Raw genomic sequence first — 23555 nt, forward strand, 5'->3', positions numbered from 1 at the left:
TGTTGAGATTGTAAGTTCGTGCAATGGGTAGAGGGGTAGAAGTGGTCTCTCGTAAAGAGCAAGAGCAGTATGATGCCGATAGTTTGACGGTGTTGGAAGGCTTAGATGCGGTGCGTAAGCGTCCTGGCATGTACATTGGTACCACCGACAGCCAAGGTTTGATGCACTGTCTCTGGGAGATTATTGATAACGCTGTTGACGAGGCTTTAGCGGGTGCTTGCGATCACATTACTGTTACTCTTCACGACGATGGATCCATTGAAGTTGCGGATAATGGTCGCGGTATTCCAGTAGACGTGGAACCTAAAACAAAGCTCACTGGCGTTGAAGTTGTGCTTACTAAGCTTCACGCTGGAGCAAAGTTTGGTAACGCTTCTTATAATGCTGCCGGCGGTTTGCATGGTGTTGGTTCCTCAGTAGTTAATGCGTTAAGTTTGCGTTTGGATGTCGAAGTTGACCGCGATGGTAAAACGCATCATATGGCTTTCCGCCAAGGACATCCTGGCGTGTACACTGACGCAGATCCGTCACATCCTTCTCCTGCATCACCTTTTAAGCGAACTCGTAAAAATAAGCCGACTGAGCTGGAAATTATTGGCACTGTTTCGCCAAAAACTACGGGAACTCGCGTACGATATTGGGCGGATCCGGAAATTTTCAACTCAACTGCGCATTTTAGTTATGAGCAACTTATCGATAGAGTAAGGCAGACCAGTTTTTTGGTTCCTGGCTTACGCATTACGGTTATTGATGAGCATGTGCCAGAAGGAGAAACGGCAGATATTGAGGAGATTGATGCCTCAGAAGACGTTGTTGCGGAAGTTAATACTAACGAAGCTGACGTTGCTGAAATTAGTGCTGAAGAATCTGGAAAATCTTACGAGATTGCTGAAATTGACGAAACTAGTGAAACTAATGAAACTAGTGAAATAGAAAAAACTACTGAAGAATCTGAAGAAACTAGCGAAACTGAAGAATCTGAAGAAACTGAAGAAGATTTTGACTCTTCAGCAGCGCAATCTATTGCAAACGCTGAAACTGCCAAAACAATGCAAAACAACCATCATCCTCGCGTAGCTGAATTTTTGCATAACGGTGGCGTTAAAGATTTCGTTGATTTTCTGTCTAAAGGCCAAGCAGTTTCTGATATTTGGCGGATTTCCGGAGAAGATACGTACGTTGAAGAAACGCAAGCAGTAGACGCTTCAGGAGAATTACACGCTCAGCAGGTAACGCGCCAATGCGGAGTGGACATTGCTTTGCGCTGGGTAAACGGATACGACTCCAAGGTAATAAGTTTTGTAAACGTAGTGGAAACTCCAGGCGGAGGCATGCACGTCGACGGCTTTTTGCAAGGAATTACTAAGCAGATTCGCAAAGCTGTAGAAGATAATGCGCGCAAACTTAAAGTGAATCTTAAGGATGCTAATAACAAAATCGAGCGCGACGACATTCTTGCAGGACTTGTAGCCGTGGTAACAGTACGCATTGCCGAACCACAATTCCAAGGACAAACAAAAGACGTACTTGGAACCGCGCAAGTAAAGCCTATTGTTATGAAAATGACCGATACTCAGTTCAGTGAGATGATTACCGGATCAAAGCGAGGCTTTAAAGAACAATCCGCACGCGTACTAGAAAAAATCGTTTCCGAAATGCACGCTCGTATTCAGGCGCGTAAAACTAAGGAAGTTACGCGCAGAAAGAATGCTCTAGAGTCCGCTTCAATGCCACCAAAGCTTTCTGACTGTCAGCCTGGGAATGATGATATTGCTGAACTGTTTATCGTTGAGGGCGATTCCGCACTTGGTACCGCAAAAGCGGCTCGTAATTCTGCTTTCCAAGCGCTTCTACCTATTCGCGGCAAGATTTTGAACGTGCAAAAAGCAAGCCTTGCGCAAATGCTGTCAAATAAGGAATGTGCCGCAATTATTCAAGTTGTGGGAGCAGGATCAGGAGCAAGTTTTGATATTTCGCAGGCTCGCTACAACAAAATCGTTATGATGACCGATGCTGATGTTGACGGCGCGCACATTCGTATCCTGCTACTTACGCTGTTCTACCGTTATATGCGTCCGCTTATTGAGCACGGGCACGTTTATGCTGCAGTGCCGCCGCTTCACAGGATTGCTTTAGCTGGAAGGCGCAAAGGCGAGTATATTTACACGTATTCCGACGACGAATTGGCTGGAAAACTTGATGATTTGCAAGCTAAAGGCATTGATTTTAACAGCGATATTCAGCGTTACAAGGGCTTGGGTGAGATGGACGCGGATCAGCTTGCGGACACCACCATGGATCCTCGCACGCGCATGCTTCGTAGGATTCGCATGGAGGATGCTCAGCAGGCGAGCGAAGTGTTCGATTTGCTAATGGGCGATGACGTCCCTCCGCGCAAGCAGTTCATTGTTGACAACGCGGACGATTTCGATCGTTCCAAAATCGACACCTGATACTGCTATATATTCATATATATTCATATATATTTATATATATAAATATGTTGCTTTGAAGGGGCGTTTGCATTACAAATATGAAGAACTAGGTTGGGGAATTTTATGATTAACCTTCTTTTGGCAGTTATTTACCTCTCGTTTATTAGCTTAGGCTTGCCTGATGCCCTTTTAGGATCTGCTTGGCCAACTATGAGCCGCGATATTGGCGCGCAAATTTCTTGGGCTGGCGGCATTTCCATGGTTATTTCCGCCGGGACTATTATTTCTGCATTGCTATCCGATAGGCTTACGCATAAGTTTGGTCCAGGAAAAGTCACTTTGGTATCGGTTGCGCTGACGGCGTTGGCATTGCTCGGTTTTTCGTTTGCGCCAAATTATCTTGTACTTATTATGCTAGCTATCCCATACGGTTTGGGTGCTGGTGGTGTGGATGCTGCATTGAATAATTATGTTGCCGTGCATTATGAAAGCTGGCATATGAGTTGGCTTCACTGCATGTGGGGTATTGGCGCATCTACTGGTCCGTACGTTATGGGTTTTGCGCTTTCGCACGGTCAGCGTTGGCCTGCGGGCTACCAGTATATTGCTGTCATACAAATTGTTTTAACTTTTGTTTTATTCGCAAGTTTGCCATTGTGGGGAAGAAAGAAAGCGCAAGAATCGTCTGAAAAAATTCAGGCGTCGCCGCAATCTTACAAAACTTTATCTTATGCAGAAGTTTTGCGTATCCCTGGAGCGCTGAACATTCTTATTATGTTCTTTTGCTATTGCGCGCTTGAACAAACCGCAGGATTGTGGGCTAGTAGTTACATGGTGTTACATGGGGGAGTAAACCGTGTTGTTGCGGCCAGTTGGGCGAGCCTGTTTTATGTTGGCATTACAGTTGGTCGTTTTATAAGCGGATTTTTAACTATGCGATTAAATGATGCAACAATGATTCGTATTGGCCAGTGTGTAATTCTTGCTGGTATCGCCGTGCTGTTGTTGCCTTTGCCAAATCACATTGCGTTGGTTATAGGTTTTGTGATTATTGGTCTCGGTTGTGCTCCGGTATATCCGTGTATTATTCACTCAACCCCGCAATATTTTGGTGCAGATAAGTCGCAGGCTATTGTTGGTATGCAAATGGCAAGTGCGTACATTGGTTCTATGCTTGTGCCTGCGATTTTTGGTGTGCTTGGTCAGAACATATCTATGGCTTTGCTGCCAGCGTATCTGCTTGTGCTGTTGGCATTAATGACTTTTATGCACATACGTTTGCTTCGCGTGTGCGCAAGTCGCGCATAGATTGTTTGTGAGCTACATCACATTTATCATATTGATATAAGGTTATTTGTACAATATAGATGTACGCTGCTTGCGATGCTGCGAGAGCAGAGTGCGTAAGTTTTTATTGAATGAGTTGTGTTTTTGCTAAAAAGAGGGAAAAATGAACAAGAGAACTATGCTTGTTTTGTCGACGACGATGATGAGTATTGCTACAGCTGCTTGTGCTTTTTGCGTTGCGCAGAGTGCGAATGCGGCTGAGGCTTCTACTCCTACTATTTCTGGTGTTTCTACTGCAAAAGTCACTACCCCCCCCCCAGTTGTAAATAGCGATTCTCAAGAAACAGATGCTTCTGGGAAGAATGCCATAAAGTCTTCTGATTCTTCCGATTCTTCTGACAAAGATAATGTAAAACCTGAAACGGATTCGAAATCAAATTCTGATACAAAAACTGAACCAAAGCTTGAAACTGAGAGTAGTGTAAAGTCTGATGTCAAGCTTGATACAAAGACTAAGGGTAAGGAAGACTCAGTTTCTCCAACGATTTTTAATCAAGCGCTTTTTACTAGCGGTAAGCCAGATCCTAATAAGCCAAATCCTCAAACACAAACGACTGAGCTTAAAGTAAGCCTTTGCTGGGAAACTATGAACGGCGATAACAAAAACGCGTTTATTACAGAAAATAGCGATTTTGGTCAATTGAATTTTGAGAATTGGGACTTTGGCTCTACGCTAGACTCAAGTAGACAAGACGTAAAGGACGCGTTTAAGAAAATTCAGTTTCAGATAAAAGATATAACCGATAACAAGGTAGTAGCAACGACTGCTGGCACTTATGATCCTAATACTGCTACATATGCAACTAAAAGCTTGGGTAGCTATGATTCAAGCCATACATACATAGTGTCAGTGGTAAACAGCACAGTTCCAAGCCCGTATTACGTGACGTACAATAATGTTTCTACTAATGAAGACGAAGCTTTTGATCCCGATGCCACATACTTTACTTGGACTCCATCTAAAGGGTCTGATAAAAAGTCTCAAAACAAATATTTCCGTTTGAACGCCTTGGAAATTGTTTATGCCAAGGATGAGGATGTAGCAGCTAAGTGTTTTTCATATACTCAGCCTCAAAACGCTAATAAAGAGTATCAATCTGATGGCGATTGGAAGTTTACTTACACAAAGGAAAATATTTTTGAGCGTATTCGTGTAAGAGATAATGCTATTCAGTTCCCGAAAACTAATCCTAAAAAAGTGGGTTACAAGTTTGCTGGCTGGCAGTTCTATGTTGCTAGAAAAGCAACAAATAAACGTCCATATACATCATATGACCGTATGTTTGATGACGATAAAAAGATAATAGATAACACAACTGTTGACTATGTACCATTTAACGAACAAACTACTAACTACCCATATTTATTTGCTGTGATTAGAGATAGCAAGGGTGTAAATACGTTTGGAAGTAAACTAGGTACACAATATTGCACTACAAACCACACTTTCGTTGTGTTCCCGAAGTGGAAAAAAGAAGCTGGTTATACAGTTACTTTTATGAATGAAGGTACTCAGTATGCACATGTAAAAGTGCAAGAGGGTAAGTCGATCGATAGCGATGATTTAACTGACCAGTCTATGCCTGCTAATCCTTCGAAGTATGGGCATTCTTTTATGGGGTGGAATACTAAAGCTGATGGATTGGGTTCAGCGTTTCTTGCTAGCACTCCAGTAAAAAACGATATGACGGTGTATGCGATTTATACGAATTATCCGCCAACGCTTACTTTACAAGATAAGACAATCACTGAAGGCGATTCGTTTGATTTGAATAGTCTTATCGTGTCTGCAACTGATTCTGAAGATGGTGACTTAACCAGTAAAGTAAAACTCACTAATAATGGTGGTTTTGATAATACGAAAGTTGGCTCGTATAAGATTACGTTTAGCGTAACGGATAATGGCGGTGCTAGTGCAACAGCGTCTGCTACTGTTACGGTTGCGAAGAAACCAGTGCTGCTTACCAAACTTAATATCGCGCCAACGCTTACTTTACAAGATAAGACAATCACTGAAGGCGACTTGTTGGATTTGAATAGTCTTATCGTTTCTGCAACTGACCCGGAGGATGGTGACTTAACTAGTAAGGTAAAGCTCACTGATAATGGTGGTTTTGATAATACGAAAGTTGGTTCGTATAAGGTTACGTTTAGTGTTACTGATAGTGGTAAGGCTAGTGTGGTGAAGTCTGCTACTGTTACGGTTGCGAAGAAACCAGTGCAGCCGACGCCTGAGGAGCCTATTCCGGATATTGATTGGGATGATATACCAACACCGGATACAACGCCGGATACTGAGCCAATCCCAACCCTAACCCCAATTCCAACGCCGACGCCGGTTCCTGTTCCACAGTTAACTCCTGCTCCCGCAACACCAACCCCAGAGCAGCCTGAGCAGCCGACTCAGCCTTTTTCGCATACTCCTGCGCATGCGGCTAAGCATCTTCTTCAAACAGGCGCTTCCACGGCTTCCATCCTGGCTGCCGCAATCGCCTCACTCTTCGCTGGGGTTACAGCGCTTTCGGCAACGACTAAACGCAAGCGCAGAAACTAGACTTTGTGTGTTGTGAATGTTTTGCACAATTGCTAGTAATTTTCCCCTGTTGTGTTTATGCCAGCAGGGGAAAATTCTTATTTAGCGTGTTACTTGCTTGAAAACATGTCTTGCGCATACTGGCGAATGTCGTCTGGGTTTATCATATTGTATTTTTCTTTTATTTTCGTAAAATATTCGCCGATTATATTTTTGCTGATTATTTTATTTGATGAATCACCAGTTTTTAGATTGCCGCGAGTAAGTATCCAAGGTTCCTCATGGTGCGTGAATCGTTCAAGTTCTTTACCGCTATAGCAGCAAAGATTGTCAATCACACCATCGCATACTGCTTTTTCCGTAGCAGATAGTGTAGTTGTTAGTTCTGCTGTAAGTCGTGTGATATCGCTTTTTTGAGCGTATTTGTAATCAGCTAATTTTTCTGATGATTTAATTCCTGATATTTCTGTTGCTGGCGAATCGATTGGACTAAAAGTGTAGTCTTTATAGCGCAAATAGATATCTTTATATACAGGTCCATGAACCCAAGCCTGACAATCGTCAGTAAATAAGAACGATTTATAGAAGGCAAAGTGAAAACCTTGTATGTAGTACAACGATTTTTGCAAGGCTAGAGGAGTAATGTCCTCACATTTTACGAGTAAGTATTGTATTACATCGTTTATTTTTCGACTTGAATCTGCACTAATATGATCGTTACTTTTTGAAGCATTGTTGGACTTAAGTAATAGTTCCTGGGTTGCCTTATAGCTTTTCTCATAGCTAAGCGCGGATTTAAGATTATTCTTATTGCTTATTAGCAATTGCAAGTAATATTCTGGGTCATTATAAATGCGTTGCAAAGTGTCAGAATATTGTTTTGAAGGAATGTCTCCGTCTGCAAATCTAGAAAATGTTTGTTCGCCCCAGCCAAGTAGTAGCGAAAGTGGGCGCTTACCTATTGCGTATTTAGTAGGTATTTCGTTGATTTCATCAAGCGGAATAATATTGTTTTCTTTGCGATATTCGTCATACAATGCTCGAAGATTCGTGTCTATAATTTCGGGTACATATACGGCAGAACCGCATTCTTTGCAGCGTGCTTCTGTGCCAGTGTAGGAATACTGTTTTCCTTTAATAGTTGCGGTCATTGGAACGGAGTTTGCTGAGTACTCAACATCATTCCTACATTCTTCGCAAAATGTTTTATTATCTTTCATTATGAGCCTTTTATTGAGAATTAGCAGATTTATTATTTTTGAGTTGTTTATTAGATTATTTAAATAAATAATCTATCTGTTTATTTGCTTTATGGAACGAAATAACAACTGTTCTATTTTGCTGAGAAATAGTAATGATATTAAACTTCGTGTAAATGTTTACCATCTCACATTTACCTACGTGTGATAGTTTTACTCGTGGTGCGAATACGTAAAGCGTTTCATATTCATAGCCTCTTTTTTTGTTTTTTAACGAATGACAAAAATCTTCCACTTCTATGTTGAGAAGTATATCTTTCTGAATATCTGATCGTATGTTGTATTCTCGAATGAAGTTTATGTTTTCTTGACGATTGTCGTTTAATGAGATGGTAAAACGGCCATTTTTTATGCAGTCTTTTATCTTTGCAAGTATTGCTGAAATTTCTTCTTTTGTGTAATTCTGATTATAATGCTTGTTCATATACCACCTCCACTCTTATGATACAAAAAATAGGTGCATTTATCAAGAAAAATGCATCTATTAATGCATAAATAGTTTTATATAGATTTTGGAATAAAATCTATTAGTGCAGTATTTTTGTTTGATTTGTTTTTATCCTTTAAGATTATCTTCAAGAAAATGTAAATTGAAAACTTTTATTTAGTATAAATAAGATGTTCATCATTTGGTTATTTACAGTATTGCTTATGCTGTTGAATATTGTATTATTTTTTTATTATTGCTATTTTGTCTTTACTGGTAACACATATTTGCAGTAGGAGGGTTGTATGCCTGATTTAGATGCTATTTCTGATCTATCTACAACAGATTGTGCTCTTTGCAAGAAATATCATATTCCTAATGCTGATACGCTTGCTGCATTTGAAGAAGCTAAGCAAATGAAATATGATCCTAATGTGAAAACATACAGTTCATTTGCTGAGTTGTTGAAAGATATTGAAGATGAATGATAATAAGCAAGAGGTCTTTGACAAAGATAAGCTTGATTTTGCAATATTTTGTATTGAAAATGTTGCTAAGAAGCTTAATCAAAACCCTCGCGATACGTATGATGCTTTGACTAAGAAAAGTAATATTCTTATGTCTTATATTGTGCCATCTTATGATGTTTTGCACACTCAAGGCAAAGAGTATATTACGAATGACATTATTTCCTTCATGCGCGAAAAAGGTGTGACAAGTTTTTAGGGGAGTGATGGATTTTGAAGGCGAATCCTGTTTTGTTGCAAAAGAAGTATGCGAGGGTTGTAAGTCTTCTTGCTGAGCGTGCTGGGTTGAGTTATGAGCAGGCGCTTGACGTGTTTTATCATTCTGTTACTTACGATTTGATGCGTAATGGTATTTCGGATATGCATTGCATGAGTGATGAATATTTAGTGCAAGATCTGTTAGAAGAAATGCAATGCGGACGACTTTGATTGTTCCAAAATAGATACCTGATTTTGTTATAATTTTGCACCCTTACAATACTGCCCTTTGCTAAAGCCTTAGAAATAGCATGGTTTTTTTGAGCAACCTACGCAACCGACTACTCAGCCAACGCAGCCGGGTTCGCATACTCCTGAGCATGCGGCTAAGCATCTTCCTCAAACAGGTGCTTCCATGGCTTCCATCTTGGCCGCCGCAATCGCCTCACTCTTCGCAGGGGTTACAGCGCTTTCGGCAACGACTAAACGCAAGCGCAGAAACTAGTTGTAAGTTGTAAGTAATACGTAGTTTTAATTGCTTACGTTTTAATAATTAAGGCTTCTGAGTAAATGTTTTATAGCATAAAGTCAGAAGCCTTAATTTATATGCGATTTTAAACTATATTCTGCAAATCATTCAAACGATATTGGCAAATTATAAGGTTTTTGCATTGTGAAAATCCGACCAATTAACCGGATTTTCAACTTTGTAGTAAGCGTTGTCATCATCTGGCGCAGGAGCAAAAGGTATTGCCTTATGTTTTTTGGTTGGAACAAATGGGCTTGTATCATTATCTGGTCCAGGCTCCCTATCATCAGGAATAGGAATCTCTGTCTTGCTATAAAGCTTTGGATCTCTACGCAAAATAAACGGACGATTTAAATCTGGAGTATGCTTACCAGTACCTCTAAAGTAGCCACTTTTTTCAAGTTCTTCTAGTTTAGCGTTGACTGGTATTAATACGAAGAAATCTTGCATTCTGTAAACTAAACCAGTGCCAATATCGTCTTGAGAACCCAGATATTGGCCATTCTCATCAAATTGGTCAGGATTATCCGTTATATTGACAAATTTACCATGAACGCAGAAAGCAGCAGGCGCTCCCGCAAATCCATTTACTTTTCCACAAGACGGTAAATCAGATCCTTCATAAAATTCGGCCGCTCCAGTATCTCCAGATAGCAAATGATTTTTCATCATATCATCTTCTGGAACTTTAGGATCAAATAAAATTGCTCCAGATATGTCTTGTGAGAAATTAGTAAGTGATAGATCTTCGTCATTAATGCGAGTTTTTTCTGGTAATTCATCAACACTGCGAAGTTTCATGGGATGATCTTCTAGTAAAACGTCTGAATATGAATGATTGTCGTTATTCGGATAATATTCATTCAAATATATGCATTTCCCAGAATTTGTACACCATTCTCCGGCCATTGGTCCAAGATTATTTGCTAGACGCGTGCTTGGCGGTAAATCTGATGAATCCCAATTAGTACCTGTTATAGGTGTTGTAAGAGAGTTCTTAGTATCTTTAGCATCAATACCATAATATAGTGTAACTTTTTCGTTTTCTTCTGTAACCTCGCTACCCAAAGCAGGGTAGGAGGCCACAATTTTACCAATAAGTTTTCGAGAAGAGAATCTTGGCTTAAACTCAATATTATTTATGCCATAATTTGCAAGTTTATTTTTTGCTTCATCTTTACTTCTACCGAAAATATCAACAGGAATAACGTTCTTATCACTGTGTACGCCTACCGCAATGCGCATTGCATCATCGTCACCAGATTTTTCAAAAGCCTGACCAGGCAAAGGATAGGTTGCAACAACGGTACCTGGTTTTGAAGTTGCAGCAACTTCGTACACTTTTACAGGCAAGTCCATAGCTTTTACTTCGCTGGTGATACTTTCTAAAGTTTTTCCAACAACGTCTTTAGGCATTCCAGGACCGAGAGATTCAACGACGGTTACAGTAGTGGAAGACTTGACTTGCGTACCGGATTTAACACCTTTTAATGATACAAAGGATCCTTTTTTGCGTCGATTTGGTTCTTGCACAACTCGCACCGTGAAACCTGTTGCGCGTAATTTTGTTGCTGCTTCTTGAGCATTTGCAACTTTGATTACTGGAACTGTAATCATATTTGAACGTGAGTTTACTTGGGTAAAGTAGTAAATTACTCCAGCGGTAACAGCTATAGCGGCAATAATTACTGTGCAAATAATATGTACAATTAAAGCCGTTTTGTTATGCTTCTTTTCCTCGTTTTTATCTACTGTATCTGCGCTACCTACGCTATTATCCCTATATTCTTCCTTAACTACTTGCTCGTTACTATTAATCTGTTCTTGCCAACTATTCTGATTGTTAGTCGTATCTTCAGTAAGAATTGGCTGCTGTGCAAAAGTATCCTGCTTAATATTTAGAACAAGTGTTTCTTCTGGTTGTTGTGTTGCATACGTTTCATTACTATTTTCTGAGTAATTTTGCGCTTGTTCACCTGAGTAATTTTGCACTTGTTCGTTTACTTGAGTTTGTATAGACCTATTTTCGTACAGTTCGTTAGGTGAACCGCAATGTTCGCAAAACTTTGCGTCATCCTTTATACTGTTGCCACAATTAGTGCAAAATGCCATAATCGCTCCCTCTCACTTTCCTTTATAAAATTTATTGTTTATTATATTACGGTTTATATTCATATCGGTTTATTTATATTCGTCTTGTTTGATTAATTCAAAAGCAAGGCGTCTAACCAATATGTGCAATTGGAGACACAAGCTCGGTGCCGGAACCATCTCTGCGCATATCTGGTTTAGGCAATTCCACTCGGTTTCCTTTAGCAGTAACAGCCTGAAGCGGATAATACCCAACGTATGCGTGAATCAGTGTATCTTGTCCTTTGAGGAAGCGCTGCGAGCGCACGCCGCCGGTTCCACGTCCCTTTGTTGGGTACATGTCGAAAGGTGTAAGTTTTGCAGCACCATTTTCGGTACCAGGCAGTGCCTCACTGTCTCCAGCTACGGTGAACACGACTGTGCCAGATGCGGAGAAAAGCCCGTTTTCTCCTTCTTCATAATGCCATTCAATATCTTCGTGTGGCACTACTGCAAACGCTGCCACGCTTTCGCCTTCTGCTAAGCGAATGCCAGCCATACCGCCTGCGGTGCGACCTTGTGGGCGAACTTGTTTCGCTTCAAAAGTGAGCAGCGAAGAATCAGTACTAATAAACACGAGCCTATCGTCGTCTCGTGCCGGCGCTGCCGAAACTACTGTATCGCCATCTTTAAGATCAATAATGCTCCAAGAATCCATAGTTGTTGGTGATTCACCATTCCAACGTTTTACTACGCCATTGCTGGTTCCTAAAGCTAGTGGAGTAGGAGATTCGGCAGTGTCTAATGGCATTGCTGAAATAACACGCTCGTTTGCAACTGGTTCAGTACTTTCTGTTGAAGCGAGGAGTTCTTGCGCTATTACGCCGCGCGTAAGCAAGGCTGGTTTTCCTTCTTCAACATTGATCTGGGGGAGATCTGCAACGTGTGCAAGAACTAAGCGTCCTGCTGAAGTAATAAGAGCGTATGTTGAGCGAGTGGTTGTGGCGAACATTGATGCGCAAGGAGTGTCGAATACGTTGTCTCTATGCTCTTTCCAATGTTCTAATATTTCCACGCTTGTTCGCGCAATGACTCCTGAAGTACTTAATGCTACGGCACAAGGTTCGTCACTTAACTGTAGTGCTACGGAAGCAGCTTCCGTTTCCCCGGCTTTAAGGGCTGCGTTTGCTGCTGCAATGTCTGCCTGTGCTGAAGTTAGCTTGTTTGCTGATTGTACAGCTTTCAACGCTACTTCTTCATTGTGCTTACTTCCCTTGGTTTCTACGGGTACGAAACTACCGTCTTCTGTTTCGTCTAGGAGGACTGTTCTGCGCGGAGTACCCCATTGACGCACCGCCTCATTCATATCTGCTATAACAACGCGGTCAAGTTCCGCTTCAGATCCTAAGATTTGGTTGAGTTCGTCGATTTTTTTCAGTAAATCTTCCCGTTCGCTTTCGAGTTCGATGCGACTCATTTTAGTAAGTCTGCGCAAACGTAAATCGAGAATGTACTGGGCTTGAATATCGTCAAGATCAAATACTGTTATCAGCTTAGCTTTGGCTGCGTCCGCATCATCTGAGGATCGGATAACTTGAATAACTTCATCAATATCGAGTAATGCGAGTAGCAAACCGTCTACTAAGTGCAGTCGTTCTTGAGCTTTGGTGCGTCTGAATTCGCTGCGCCTGCGAACTACGGTCCTGCGGTGTGCTATCCACACGTCGAGTAGTTCTTTTAGTCCCATAGTGCGAGGCCTGCCGTCTACTAGCGCAACGTTGTTAATTGTGAAGCTTTCCTGCAGTGGAGTGTGCTTAAATAATTGTGCGAGTACGGCATTAGGGTCGAAGCCTGTTTTAATTTCTATGACGAGACGTGTGCCGTTATGCCTGTCGGTGAGGTCGATTGCACCTGAGATGCCGTCAAGTTTTCTAGCTTTTATGCCTTGGGAAATACGTTCGAGGACTCGTTCGGGACCTACCATAAACGGAAGTTCAGTAACAATAATTGCTTTTTTGCGAGCGGTAATATTTTCAATATGCGTGGTTGAACGGGTAGTGAAAGCTCCTCGTCCTGTTTCGTATGCTTCGCGGATTCCGCTTCGTCCAATAATAATGCCTCCGCCCGGCCAGTCTGGTCCTGGTACCAATTTCATGAGGTCGTCGAGGGTGGCGTTAGGATGTTTCATCACGTATTGTGCTGCTGCAACAACTTCGCCAAGATTGTGCGTTGCCATGTTGGTGGCCATGCCAACGGCAATACCGGAAGCGCCATTTACCAGCAGGTTTGGTATCGCAGCTGGCAGTACTGTTGGCTCCTTGAGTTTGTTGTCGTAGTTTGGGGTAAAGTCAACCGTATTTTCGTTAATATCAGCATTCATGCCAAGTGCTGCTGGAGCTAAACGTGCTTCCGTGTATCGAGAGGCTGCAGGACCGTCGTCAAGCGAACCGAAGTTACCGTGGCCGTCAACTAACGGCAATCGCAATGAAAAAGGTTGCGCCAAACGCACCATGGCCTCATATATTGCTGAGTCTCCGTGAGGGTGCAGTTTACCCATAACTTCGCCAACAACGCGAGCAGATTTCATATACGCGTGTTCCGGAGTAAGGTTCATGTTGCCCATTTGGTACACGATGCGTCGTTGCACTGGTTTCATGCCATCTCTAGCGTCTGGTAGCGCTCGCGCGTAAATAACAGAGTAAGCGTATTCGAGGAACGATTTGCTCATTTCCTCATTTAATGGTGTTTCAACAATATGCTCTTTTACTTTTCTAGGGTCGAAAGCTGGTTGCGTTGTATGACGGCGTGAAGGCATATTCTGAACTCCTTGAATGACTTTACGGCTCTCAATACTAGCAATTTCTATGCACAATCGCATGTGACAGGTGATATTTGCGCGGGCTTGCTCGCTTATTTTGTGTTGCTGAGCAGTAATGATTCATTGTTGTGTCGTTTGCGATGCGGTGTCAGTGGTTCAATAGTGAGTATGAGTGTTGATGTGCCGTCAAAAAAAGAGCTGTTTCAGTTTGTAGATAACGTTACCTACGGTGATTTTTGTGATGTTGAAGTTTCTCAAATTTCTGAAGATTCGCATCGAAATCATGCGTCAAATCCTATACAGCAGCGAGGTGGCGCGCTTCATATTTCTTCTCTTCTTCCTGCGCTTAGTGATGTTATCGGCGCTCCGGTGAGCACTGCTGTACACAAGAATCCGGGTTTCCTTCGCGAATCTCTCGGCATTCCGAAAGCTCGTGCCGCAATTGTTGTACTTGTTGACGGCTTGGGTTACTGGAATATTCTTATGCGTCAGGGGCACGCCCCTTATCTGCGTTCTTTGCTTAACGAACCAATCAATCAGCGTCCTATTAGCACGTGTGTACCGAGCACTACGGTTGCAGCGATGGCCACTTTTGGTACTGGCACTTGCCCAGGTCTTACATGTATGACTGGTTATACGCAGAAAAATGCGCAGACTGGTAATCTTGCTCAGTTGATTCAGTTTAAGGATGCGCCGGATCCTCTAGTTTTGCAGCAGCAGCCTACTCTTTTTGAAAGTCTTGTTGCTCAAGGTGTTCGTGTAGACAGTGTGAGCTTAGCGAAGTTTGAACATTCTCCGCTTACTCAGGCTGCTTTTCGTGGCGCTCACTATGTTACGGCTGGCACACCTCGAGCTCGTATTATGAAGGCTGCGGCAAGTACGAAATCGCCTGGGCTGACCTACTTGTATTTGCGTGATACAGATAAAGTTGGTCACAATTATGGTTGGGATTCTGAGCAGTGGGTTGCGGCTTTTGAGCAGGTTGATGAGCAGTTGCGTTTGCTGCAGCGCAATTGCGCTCCTGGTACCGTCATTGTTATTGCTGCCGACCATGGGATGATTCAAACGGATCCTGATGCTTGCGTTGACATTGCTAAGCAGGCTGATTTGATGCGTGATGTTGCCATGATTGGGGGAGAGCCGCGTTCGGTAATGGTGTATGTGAAGGATGGTGTTGAGGTAGAGGAAGTAGCTAACCGGTGGAATACCGTCCTAGGGGACCGTGCTTTAGTGAGGACTAAGAAGGAAGCCATTGCGGATGGAGTTTTTGGTTGCGTTTGTGAGCGCGCTGAGGCTGTATTAGGTGACGTTTTGGTGCAGGCCCGAGGCGCTTGCACTATTGTTGATTCGCGTACGCAAACTGAAAAAGCTATGAGTCTTCCAAGTGTTCACGGATCTCTAACGCATTTGGAGATGGATATTCCGTGCTTGGTTGATTTAGTTTGATTTAGTTTGATTTAGTTTGATTGTGTTTAATTTGGTTTGATTAGAGAATTAACCCGTAATTTGGTTGATTTTCCCGAAATATAATTGTGTGGCACCCAAAGTGAGGATGCCACACAACAATTGTTATAGCGAAAATTGTTATAGCTAGAGAACAAACGTTTTTCGAAAGGGTACTTACTCAGCCTTCTCCAAATAGGATTTCATCCCAACTTGGTACGGCAGCCCTCCCGCTTTTACGTTTGGTGTGTTCGCTAGAAGATTTTTCGTTTGACGGCGCTTCCTGAACGCGGTCAGCATTTTTTGCTGATATTTGAGACGTTGAAACAGTACGGTCGCTCGTTGCTTCTTTTTCTTTTTTCTCACGGCGAGCGTCAGCTTGTTCTGCTTGCTGCACTTTTTGTGCTAGCGACTGTTGTGCCGCGTTACTTTGGGCAGCGAGTGCGCTTTGCTTCGCGCGTTCAGCTTCTTGCGATGGTACGTCACCTTGTTCAGCATTGTTAGCGGCTTGTTTTTCGGTTTTGCTTTCCGTCAAAGGAGATGCTGTGCGAGCAGTTTTGACGTCAGTTTCAACGGCACTGTTTTCTTCTTGCAGATCATTGCGCTGCTCGTATGCTGGAGTGTTTTGCTGAATTTCAGAAAGTTTATCACTGTTTCTAAGTTCCCACTGTGATACAGCGCGTTCGATTCGTGCCGAACGAATTGAATTTCCAGGTAGCTCTTCGCTAGTAAATGGGAAATTAATGCTTACAGTATCACGGTAGTTTCCACCGTAAGCTGCTTGCTTAGCAGCCTCTGAAGCGTTGGCGTCTTCTCCCAGAAGAAGTCTTGAAGAAGGATTAGCACACGTCACCGTGTTGTCATGCATATTCCACGTCCACTCAGCTTTGATAGTGCGAGTTGCGGTTTTGAAGGTAGCTGTTATACGCCATGGTTCTAATCCGCGTCGTGTTGCACGCCAAGTGACGGTTTCCATTCCTATGTGAGCTTTAGCAAGCGTTCTTTCAATGAGATCGGCAAGCGTACGCATATTGCTTTGCTTTGGTGCAGGAACGAGAAGGAATTGTTCTATAGCATACTGTTTTTCTGTTTCAACGCCGGCAGAAAAACGTCGAACCTGCGCCTCACTGACGTTGTAGCGTTGCGCAACATGTGAAGGGTCCACGCCTGCGCGAATCAACGCTTGAATTTGTGAAATCGGCAAAGTCGCCGTAACTGGCGTAGCAGACGCGTGAGAATTTGTCTCATTGTGTTCATCGCCGTTCTTACGAATAATCTGTTGAGATTCAGCGATAGCGCGTTCCAGCGTGTCGTCCACCTGAACACGTAACGGCGTGTTTTCGCAAATAAAAATTAAATCGCCGTTCGCGTCCACATGATCGAAACTCGCCTCTTTTGGCGGATTTTCAAGCATTGTGCACCACTTTCTTCGCTTGTAACAATACCATGTATATACTTTAGTCCATACACTGCATTCTGTACCATTCTAAATAGGATAAAAAGAGAGTATTCTATGCGGGGTGGCGTTCATGTATGCTATGCGCGTAGGTAGCTTTAATAAACGAAAGGACCATAATGGCACAGGATTATGATTCTCCTCGTAGCAAGGATGAGGATGAGGAGTCGTTGGAGGCTTTGAGTAAAAGCTCCCAGAGTACATCCAATGACATTGATGATGATGAAAACGCTATTGCTGAAGATTACGAATTGCCGGGTGCTGATTTAAGTAACGAAGATGCTTCAGTAACCGTGATTCCTATGCAGGGCGACGAATTTATTTGTTCCGAATGCTTCTTAGTGAAGCATCGTAGTCAGTTGGCTGAAACTACTGCTGACGGACAGCCGGTTTGCAAGGAGTGCGCAGCTTAAATGGCATACGACGAGACCTACACTGGCCCCGAACAGGTTGAGGTGCTTATTCGGTATCTCGATAATGAAACGCCTACACTGCCACCGCTTTGTTATGCTCACGCTGGAGATGCTGGTGCCGACTTACGCACTACTGAGGATGTTACGTTGCGTCCTTTTGAGCGTGCTTTAGTGCCAACGGGTGTTGCCGTTGCACTACCTGCTGGCTACGTTGCTTTAGTGCACCCTCGTTCTGGTCTTGCTGCCAAACAGGGCGTCACTGTGTTGAACGCTCCTGGAACCGTCGATGCAGGTTATCGAGGAGAAATTAAAGTTCCTCTTATTAATCTTGATCCTGAACATACCGTGCAATTCCACCGTGGTGATCGTATTGCACAAATGGTAATTCAACGTTACGTAGAAGCGCAGTTTATTCCAGCTGAAAAGTTGCCTGATTCTGATAGATCCGATAAAGGTTTCGGTTCAACAGGAGTGCAGTAATAGCATCATAAATCCGACCAGTTATGTGCTGAGTCGGATTTATTGTATGTGTTTATTTGATTTGTATGTGCGATTTGGTATATCTTGCGCACATTTGAGGGTAGGATAGTAAACAAATCAGGAGGTGGTCGCGATGGGTGAACTTCAAGACGATGTGAAAGGTTCTCATAGGCTTGGATGCGAAATCAGTGAGGATTCCCGTAACCCGCTGTCACCAATATTGAATATGTGCCAGTGGCACCATCCAGACGAAGACATGAGTATTCTTCACCGCGCTTATGATCGCGCAGTGAAGCAACATACTGGACAGCGTCGAAAATCTGGAGAGCCATACATTATTCACCCTCTTGCGGTTGCTCAAATTCTTGCCGATCTTGGTATGGGACCGATTGTTGTTGCAGCAGGCTTATTACATGACACGGTAGAAGATACCGATTATACGCTTGAAGAATGTCGCGCAGAATTTGGCGACACGGTGGCCGGTTTAGTAGACGGCGTTACCAAAATATCAAAAATGGAATATGGCGAAAGCGCCCAAGCTGAAACCATTCGTAAAATGGTTGTGGCAATGAGTCGCGACGTGCGCGTGCTAGTTGTTAAACTCGCTGACCGTTTACACAATGCTCGCACTTGGCGTTATGTTAAACCAGCAAGCTCCCATAAAAAAGCTCGTGAAACCCTCGACGTATACGCTCCTCTCGCAAACCGTCTCGGTATGAACGCTATTAAAACCGAGCTTGAAGAGTTGAGTTTCAAAGTCCTCTATCCAAAAATTTATAACGAAATTGTGGTCCTGGTAGCGCGCAGAGCAGGACAGCGTGAAGTCTATTTGCGTCAAATCCTTGAAGAAATCAATGCCGATTTAGCTGAGCAGCACGTAAAAGCGTCAGTAAAGGGTCGTCCAAAAGATTATTTCTCAATTTATCAGAAGATGATTGTGCGCGGACACGATTTTGCTAACATTTATGACTTGGTTGGCGTGCGCATTATTGTCGATTCAATTCGTGATTGTTATGCTGCGCTTGGTGCCGTTCACGCACGTTGGAGTCCTGTTCCTGGACGTTTTAAAGACTATATTGCAACTCCTAAGCTTAATATGTACCAAAGCTTACACACTACGGTTGTCGGTCCTGGTGGCAAGCCTGTAGAAATTCAGATTCGCACCTGGGACATGCACAGGCGAGCAGAATTTGGTATTGCAGCGCACTGGAAGTATAAGGCTAATGGTCAAGCTGGGCGAGCGTTAAGCAAGCCGGATAGTGACGATCGCAAACGCGAAGGTGAGCTTGAAGACCGCAGAGAATTGAGTGAAGCTGATAATCTTAAGTGGATTCAGCAGCTTGCCGAGTGGACGAGTGAAACCCCCGATTCTGACGAGTTTTTGGGTTCGTTAAAACAAGATCTTGGCGCCTCTGAAGTGTATGTGTTTACTCCAAAAGGCCGTATTGTTGCGTTGCCTCAAGATGCCACTCCTGTAGATTTTGCCTACTCAGTGCACACAGAAGTCGGTCACCGTATGATGGGTGCGCGCGTTAACGGACGTTTGGTGCCACTCGATACCAAACTTGTGAACGGCGACACTGTTGAGGTATTAACTTCAAAATCGGATACTGCCGGACCATCTCGAGATTGGCTAAGTTTTGTAAAAAGCCCTCGCGCTCGCAATAAGATTCGTCAATGGTTTAGCAAGGAACGCCGCTCTGAGGCGATTGAAGAGGGCAAAGACGAGCTAACTCGCGCTATGCGTAAGCGAAACTTGCCTCTGACTACTTTGATGACTCAGCAGGCCTTAATTGGCGTTGCTGACGAATTGAATTTGCCAACGAATGTGGAATCCTTATACGCTGCTATTGGCGAAGGACAAGTTTCTACTCAAAATGTTATTTCGCGATTAGTTAAAGACGCTGGAGCGGACGAAGTTGCGGAGGAAGTCGAGCAGGAGGCATTGCCTCTTCGTCGCGTAGAACACAATCGCAAGTCTAATGGGGCATTAGGAGTGTCAGTTAAAGGCGTTGGAGATGTGTGGGTAAAACTTGCTCGCTGCTGCATGCCTGTTCCTGGAGACAACATCGTTGGATTTATTACGCGCAACCAGGGCGTATCTGTGCACCGCACCGACTGCCAGAATATGATTGATTTGCAAAAAACTCAGCCTGAACGCGTTATTCCTGTGCAGTGGACTAGCGACAAGGGATTGTTCTTGGTGAAAGTTCAAGTGGAAGCGTTGGATCGTCAACACTTGCTTTCAGACGTTACTAGGGTTCTTTCAGATCATGGAGTAAATATTCTTTCTGGAACGATTGCAACTGGTGACGATCGTGTAGCAACCAGCCAGTTTACTTTTGAAATGGCTGATCCGCAGCATCTAAACACGCTTTTGGCTGCTATCCGTAAGATTGAAGGCGTTTTTGACGTGTATCGAATTACGGGTGCAAAAGATAGTGCGGAGCCGCGTTTGCGAAAGATGGAACGCGGAGACATTTAAACGGAAAACTACGAAAACTACAGGGGCTGCGTTAACTCGCGTCCCCGTTTTTTGATACCTGTTATCTTAAAAACCAGGGGCCATAGCCCAAAACTACATGCGCATAATAAGAAGGACGCTCCAGCTTCGGAACGTCCTTCTTAATTTTCTGCACATACTGACACTAGATGAGTGTCAACGCCTCATTTCAGGCAGTAACAGCCTTCTTTAACAAAGAGCCAGCAGAAATACGCACGCCGTAAGATGCTGGAATCTTGATGGTTTCACCGGTACGCGGGTTGCGGCCAGTGCGCTCAGCGCGCTTTACGCGCTCTGCGGAAAACAGACCAGTGAGCTTCAAACCTTCACCAGACTGCAAAGCCTCAACGAACACATCCTGGAATGCGTTGACGGCGGCTTCGGCCTGCGCCTTGGTCAGGTTGGACTTCTGTGCGATCTTCGAAACGAGATCAGACTTGTTGTATGCCATGCAGCATCCTTTGTGTTAGGGGCCTTAACTTTACAAGGCCACGTTCATACTTGATATTAGTACATTTTCCCTACAAATGTGGCCTTTTTCCTATATTTTTCCCTATATTTTTCCTAATTTTTCGCAAAAATACAAAAAGTACCCCCGTAACGGTTACAAAGTACTAAAAAAATGGCGTATTTCTTAGAAAAACTACAATATTGTTTACTACGAGATCGTTATATAAGATCGCGACTACTGAGCCATTTCATAGCGAGAGCACCCATAGGAATACGCACCCAGTAGAACATGAGTCGATACAACAGAGTAGCAGACAATGCGATAGTAGGGGGGACGCCCACTGAAGTGAAAGCAAAAGTAAGCGAAGCCTCAACCGCACCTAAACCACCCGGTGTAGGTATTGCAGAACCTGCAGTATTCGCAAGCAGAAAAAGTAACACGGTCTCCCAAGGGTTAGCGTAATATCCAAAAGCAAGCAGCGCAATCCAATAGCCTAATCCTATAGAAGTAACCAGCATAAAAGCGCCAAAAGATCCTGTAACAAGCTGAAGTGGGCGCGATACTAGCTCTTTAATTTGGCGACCATAATCAGAAAGAATTGGTAAATAACGTTTGCGAATAGCTTTACGAGCAGCCGGAATGGCCATAAGAGTACAAAGAATAAGCGTAATAATACCAATCGCAGCAATAAGCATGTGCGTTGGAATCATACCGGAAAGCACGTTTCTTCCAGTAAAAATACCTATAGCAAGAAGAACTAGAGTAGTCATCAAAGCTTGGATAAGCCATACAGCACTAGTAATCGCTGTCGCCTGAGCTGAAGTATAACCGTTTTTTCGTAACACTTGTACGTTAACAAAAGCAGGACCAACTCCAGCGGGCATAGAAACGGCAGTAAAGCCGGAAGCAACTTGCGAAGCAAAAAGTGCCGCTGGAGAAGGTTTCTGATCATCCATAAAGGAGCCAAGCGTAATAGAAGAACCAAGCCAAGCAAGCATGCTACAAACAAAGCACATAAGTACCATAACATCGTTTGCGTGACGCAATGCGGCAAACACTTCCTGAGGATTCCACTGAGTGATTACAACCGCAATAGCAACAATCGTAAGCACAAGGCTCACAAAGAACCGGATGCTAAAGCGTGCAAGCCGCACAGTATCGTAGTCCTCTTCATCCGTATGTAGCGCCACTGTTTTGCCAAGATTATCGCACAAGTGCTTAAAAACTTGCTTATTCCACGAAGGAAGTGCCCTAGTAGAAGCTGGAATAGCAGCTTTCTGCATAAATGGCAAAATTTCGGCGAGCTTATCTGCACCCCACGAATCCAACGCTGCCTTAATAGCAGTTTCGGTATCAGTGCAGGCAGCAATAAGCGTTAATAACTGTACTTTATCGAGCGCAATATTCGTCACATCGCTCGCAACATCGCCATTCTGCCATCCAGCAATAACAGGAGTGCCATCTTCAAGACGGGCAAGCGTTTCAGGAGTGATACGCCTATGAGTAATACCGCGCACGTTTGCAGCATCAAGATAACGCATAAGGCGAGCAGCATCATCAACCGTTAACGTATTAAGATTGCACGGCAGTAAGGCATTTGACGCGTGAAACACCATAATAGAAGACTTATCGCTATCACTTACGCCATACACGTTAGCTGTAGGTAAATGCAGGTTGCGCAACACCAGCAACATAGAAAGATGATGGTGCACAGAATGGCGAGCCGAACGGTCACGCCTAGTAGGAATATCAACCAAACGAACCCATTGCCATAACTGGTTCAAATATCCCGGCAAGTGCACTTGATTATCCAATACAGAAATCACATAACGCATTGAATGAATATCGGTGGCATCGTACAGCCTAGAATTCTCAATCAAATCATCATCTAAACTTGACCGAAGCACACCCGTATGATCATCCTGCTGAGTTCTACGCGATAATTGTGTCAGATTATCAATGCCAATATTTTTCAACGCAAGAACAATATCATCGCCCCAAGCACCCTTGCTTCGCGTTCCCTTAGCAAAACGGAAAAGCGTTCCAATAGCCCTTCCTAAACAGCATGAAACAATAACTCCCGGATACGAATCCCAAGAGGAAAGCAACAGGATTGCAGCAACAATAAACAAGGCATTCCAGCCCCATCTGACGTGCTTATACTCACGTCGAGGTCCACTCACCGTAAGAAAAGCAACCAAAACCGCATACATATCCGGCAACAAATCAGTCCACGCTGACGTAGGCTGAGAATGAAACACTTGAAGCAAAGGAGCATAATGCGTTGCAGACAACGCACCAGACAACAGCCAAACCGCACCGTAACTTATAAATAGCGTAATAACAGACAGTGCAGTATCAACCCAACGTTTAGCAGTAATCATGTAGGCAATAACTTCAGCAACAACAATAAGCGTAAGTGCTTGCTGAATAAGCGCACAAGGAACGCCATTAAACATGAAGCCAATAATTTTACCGGCACTACGGGCATCAATTTCAACTCCAGCAGTAGTCGCAGAGAACCACATGCTAGTGAGTATAGTGAGCACACCAATTACTACCGACGAAAGTGCGTACAGCAAATCCGCCCAATTGCGCACTAAACTCGGTTGAGTGTCCTCAATAATAAGATTGGGATTGACTTGAGACTGCATAATCGCTATCGA

General features: G+C 43.5%; 18 protein-coding genes. 11 read left to right on the forward strand and 7 right to left on the reverse strand.

Annotation, left to right across the window (positions count from 1 at the left end):
* Positions 1-41 precede the first annotated feature (41 nt).
* The 3 genes from HXT56_RS02410 (at position 42) to HXT56_RS02420 (ending at position 6336) form a co-directional block, all read left to right on the forward strand.
* Entirely contained in the window at positions 42-2453 is a 2412-nt protein-coding gene (locus HXT56_RS02410; protein WP_421778351.1) for a DNA gyrase/topoisomerase IV subunit B, read from the forward strand.
* A gap of 105 nt (positions 2454-2558) precedes the next feature.
* Positions 2559-3743 (forward strand): MFS transporter, encoded by a 1185-nt coding sequence (locus HXT56_RS02415; RefSeq protein ID WP_421778352.1) that lies wholly within the window; start codon positions 2559-2561, stop codon positions 3741-3743.
* A gap of 142 nt (positions 3744-3885) precedes the next feature.
* The gene (locus tag HXT56_RS02420) at positions 3886-6336 is read left to right on the forward strand and encodes an InlB B-repeat-containing protein (protein WP_421778353.1); all 2451 of its coding nucleotides are present in this window, start codon (positions 3886-3888) and stop codon (positions 6334-6336) included.
* 89 nt (positions 6337-6425) lie between these two features.
* On the opposite strand, the gene HXT56_RS02425 is transcribed toward HXT56_RS02420, so the two are convergent.
* Both HXT56_RS02425 and HXT56_RS02430 read right to left on the reverse strand, forming a co-directional pair.
* Positions 6426-7535 (reverse strand): type II TA system antitoxin MqsA family protein, encoded by a 1110-nt coding sequence (locus HXT56_RS02425; protein ID WP_421778354.1) that lies wholly within the window; start codon positions 7533-7535, stop codon positions 6426-6428.
* A 55-nt stretch (positions 7536-7590) separates the two neighbouring features.
* Positions 7591-7998, reverse strand: a complete 408-nt coding sequence (locus HXT56_RS02430) for a hypothetical protein (RefSeq protein ID WP_421778355.1) — start codon at positions 7996-7998, stop codon at positions 7591-7593.
* 308 nt (positions 7999-8306) lie between these two features.
* Here HXT56_RS02430 and HXT56_RS02435 point away from each other — a divergent pair, with 308 nt between their 5' ends.
* The 4 genes from HXT56_RS02435 to HXT56_RS02450 all read left to right on the forward strand — a co-directional run bounded on the left by HXT56_RS02435 (position 8307) and on the right by HXT56_RS02450 (position 9231).
* The gene (locus HXT56_RS02435) at positions 8307-8489 is read left to right on the forward strand and encodes a hypothetical protein (protein ID WP_421778356.1); all 183 of its coding nucleotides are present in this window, start codon (positions 8307-8309) and stop codon (positions 8487-8489) included.
* Positions 8482-8727 (forward strand): DUF3791 domain-containing protein, encoded by a 246-nt coding sequence (locus HXT56_RS02440; RefSeq protein ID WP_250309393.1) that lies wholly within the window; start codon positions 8482-8484, stop codon positions 8725-8727. Before HXT56_RS02435 ends, HXT56_RS02440 begins: the two co-directional genes overlap by 8 nt.
* A 14-nt stretch (positions 8728-8741) precedes the next feature.
* Entirely contained in the window at positions 8742-8957 is a 216-nt protein-coding gene (locus HXT56_RS02445) for a DUF3791 domain-containing protein (protein ID WP_119486653.1), read from the forward strand.
* A gap of 184 nt (positions 8958-9141) precedes the next feature.
* Positions 9142-9231: a hypothetical protein gene (locus HXT56_RS02450; RefSeq protein WP_116711688.1), complete on the forward strand. Its 90-nt coding sequence runs from the start codon at positions 9142-9144 to the stop codon at positions 9229-9231.
* A gap of 150 nt (positions 9232-9381) precedes the next feature.
* Here HXT56_RS02450 and HXT56_RS02455 read toward each other — a convergent pair whose 3' ends face one another.
* Positions 9382-11367 carry a PASTA domain-containing protein gene (locus HXT56_RS02455; RefSeq protein WP_421778357.1) on the reverse strand — a complete coding sequence of 662 codons (1986 nt, stop codon included), beginning with the start codon at positions 11365-11367 and terminating at the stop codon, positions 9382-9384.
* A gap of 112 nt (positions 11368-11479) precedes the next feature.
* On the reverse strand, positions 11480-14140 hold the full coding sequence (locus tag HXT56_RS02460) for a DNA gyrase/topoisomerase IV subunit A (RefSeq protein ID WP_421778358.1): 2661 nt from the start codon (positions 14138-14140) through the stop codon (positions 11480-11482).
* Between the two features lie 171 nt (positions 14141-14311).
* Between HXT56_RS02460 and HXT56_RS02465 the strand changes: the two genes are divergently transcribed.
* The gene (locus HXT56_RS02465) at positions 14312-15589 is read left to right on the forward strand and encodes an alkaline phosphatase family protein (RefSeq protein ID WP_421778469.1); all 1278 of its coding nucleotides are present in this window, start codon (positions 14312-14314) and stop codon (positions 15587-15589) included.
* A gap of 178 nt (positions 15590-15767) precedes the next feature.
* Here HXT56_RS02465 and sepH read toward each other — a convergent pair whose 3' ends face one another.
* Complete coding sequence (gene sepH, locus HXT56_RS02470; RefSeq protein ID WP_421778359.1) at positions 15768-17000, reverse strand: septation protein SepH; 1233 nt, start codon at positions 16998-17000, stop codon at positions 15768-15770.
* A gap of 161 nt (positions 17001-17161) precedes the next feature.
* On the opposite strand from sepH, the gene HXT56_RS02475 reads away from it, so the two are divergent.
* From HXT56_RS02475 to HXT56_RS02485, 3 genes are all read left to right on the forward strand, one after another.
* Positions 17162-17455 (forward strand): DUF4193 domain-containing protein, encoded by a 294-nt coding sequence (locus tag HXT56_RS02475; protein ID WP_116711692.1) that lies wholly within the window; start codon positions 17162-17164, stop codon positions 17453-17455.
* Entirely contained in the window at positions 17456-17935 is a 480-nt protein-coding gene (gene dut, locus HXT56_RS02480; protein ID WP_250309397.1) for a dUTP diphosphatase, read from the forward strand.
* Between the two features lie 133 nt (positions 17936-18068).
* A complete protein-coding gene (locus HXT56_RS02485) occupies positions 18069-20420 on the forward strand; it encodes a RelA/SpoT family protein (RefSeq protein WP_116711694.1) in 2352 nt (783 codons plus the stop codon).
* Positions 20421-20607: 187 nt separating this feature from the next.
* On the opposite strand, the gene HXT56_RS02490 is transcribed toward HXT56_RS02485, so the two are convergent.
* Together HXT56_RS02490 and HXT56_RS02495 are read right to left on the reverse strand one after the other, a co-directional pair.
* The gene (locus tag HXT56_RS02490; RefSeq protein ID WP_004119480.1) at positions 20608-20889 is read right to left on the reverse strand and encodes an HU family DNA-binding protein; all 282 of its coding nucleotides are present in this window, start codon (positions 20887-20889) and stop codon (positions 20608-20610) included.
* A gap of 218 nt (positions 20890-21107) precedes the next feature.
* A complete protein-coding gene (locus HXT56_RS02495) occupies positions 21108-23543 on the reverse strand; it encodes a lysylphosphatidylglycerol synthase transmembrane domain-containing protein (protein WP_421778360.1) in 2436 nt (811 codons plus the stop codon).
* Positions 23544-23555: the final 12 nt, after the last annotated feature.

Origin of the sequence: Gardnerella nova (assembly GCF_049244055.1) — a bacterium.
In the GTDB taxonomy this organism is placed as follows: domain Bacteria; phylum Actinomycetota; class Actinomycetes; order Actinomycetales; family Bifidobacteriaceae; genus Bifidobacterium; species Bifidobacterium vaginale_H.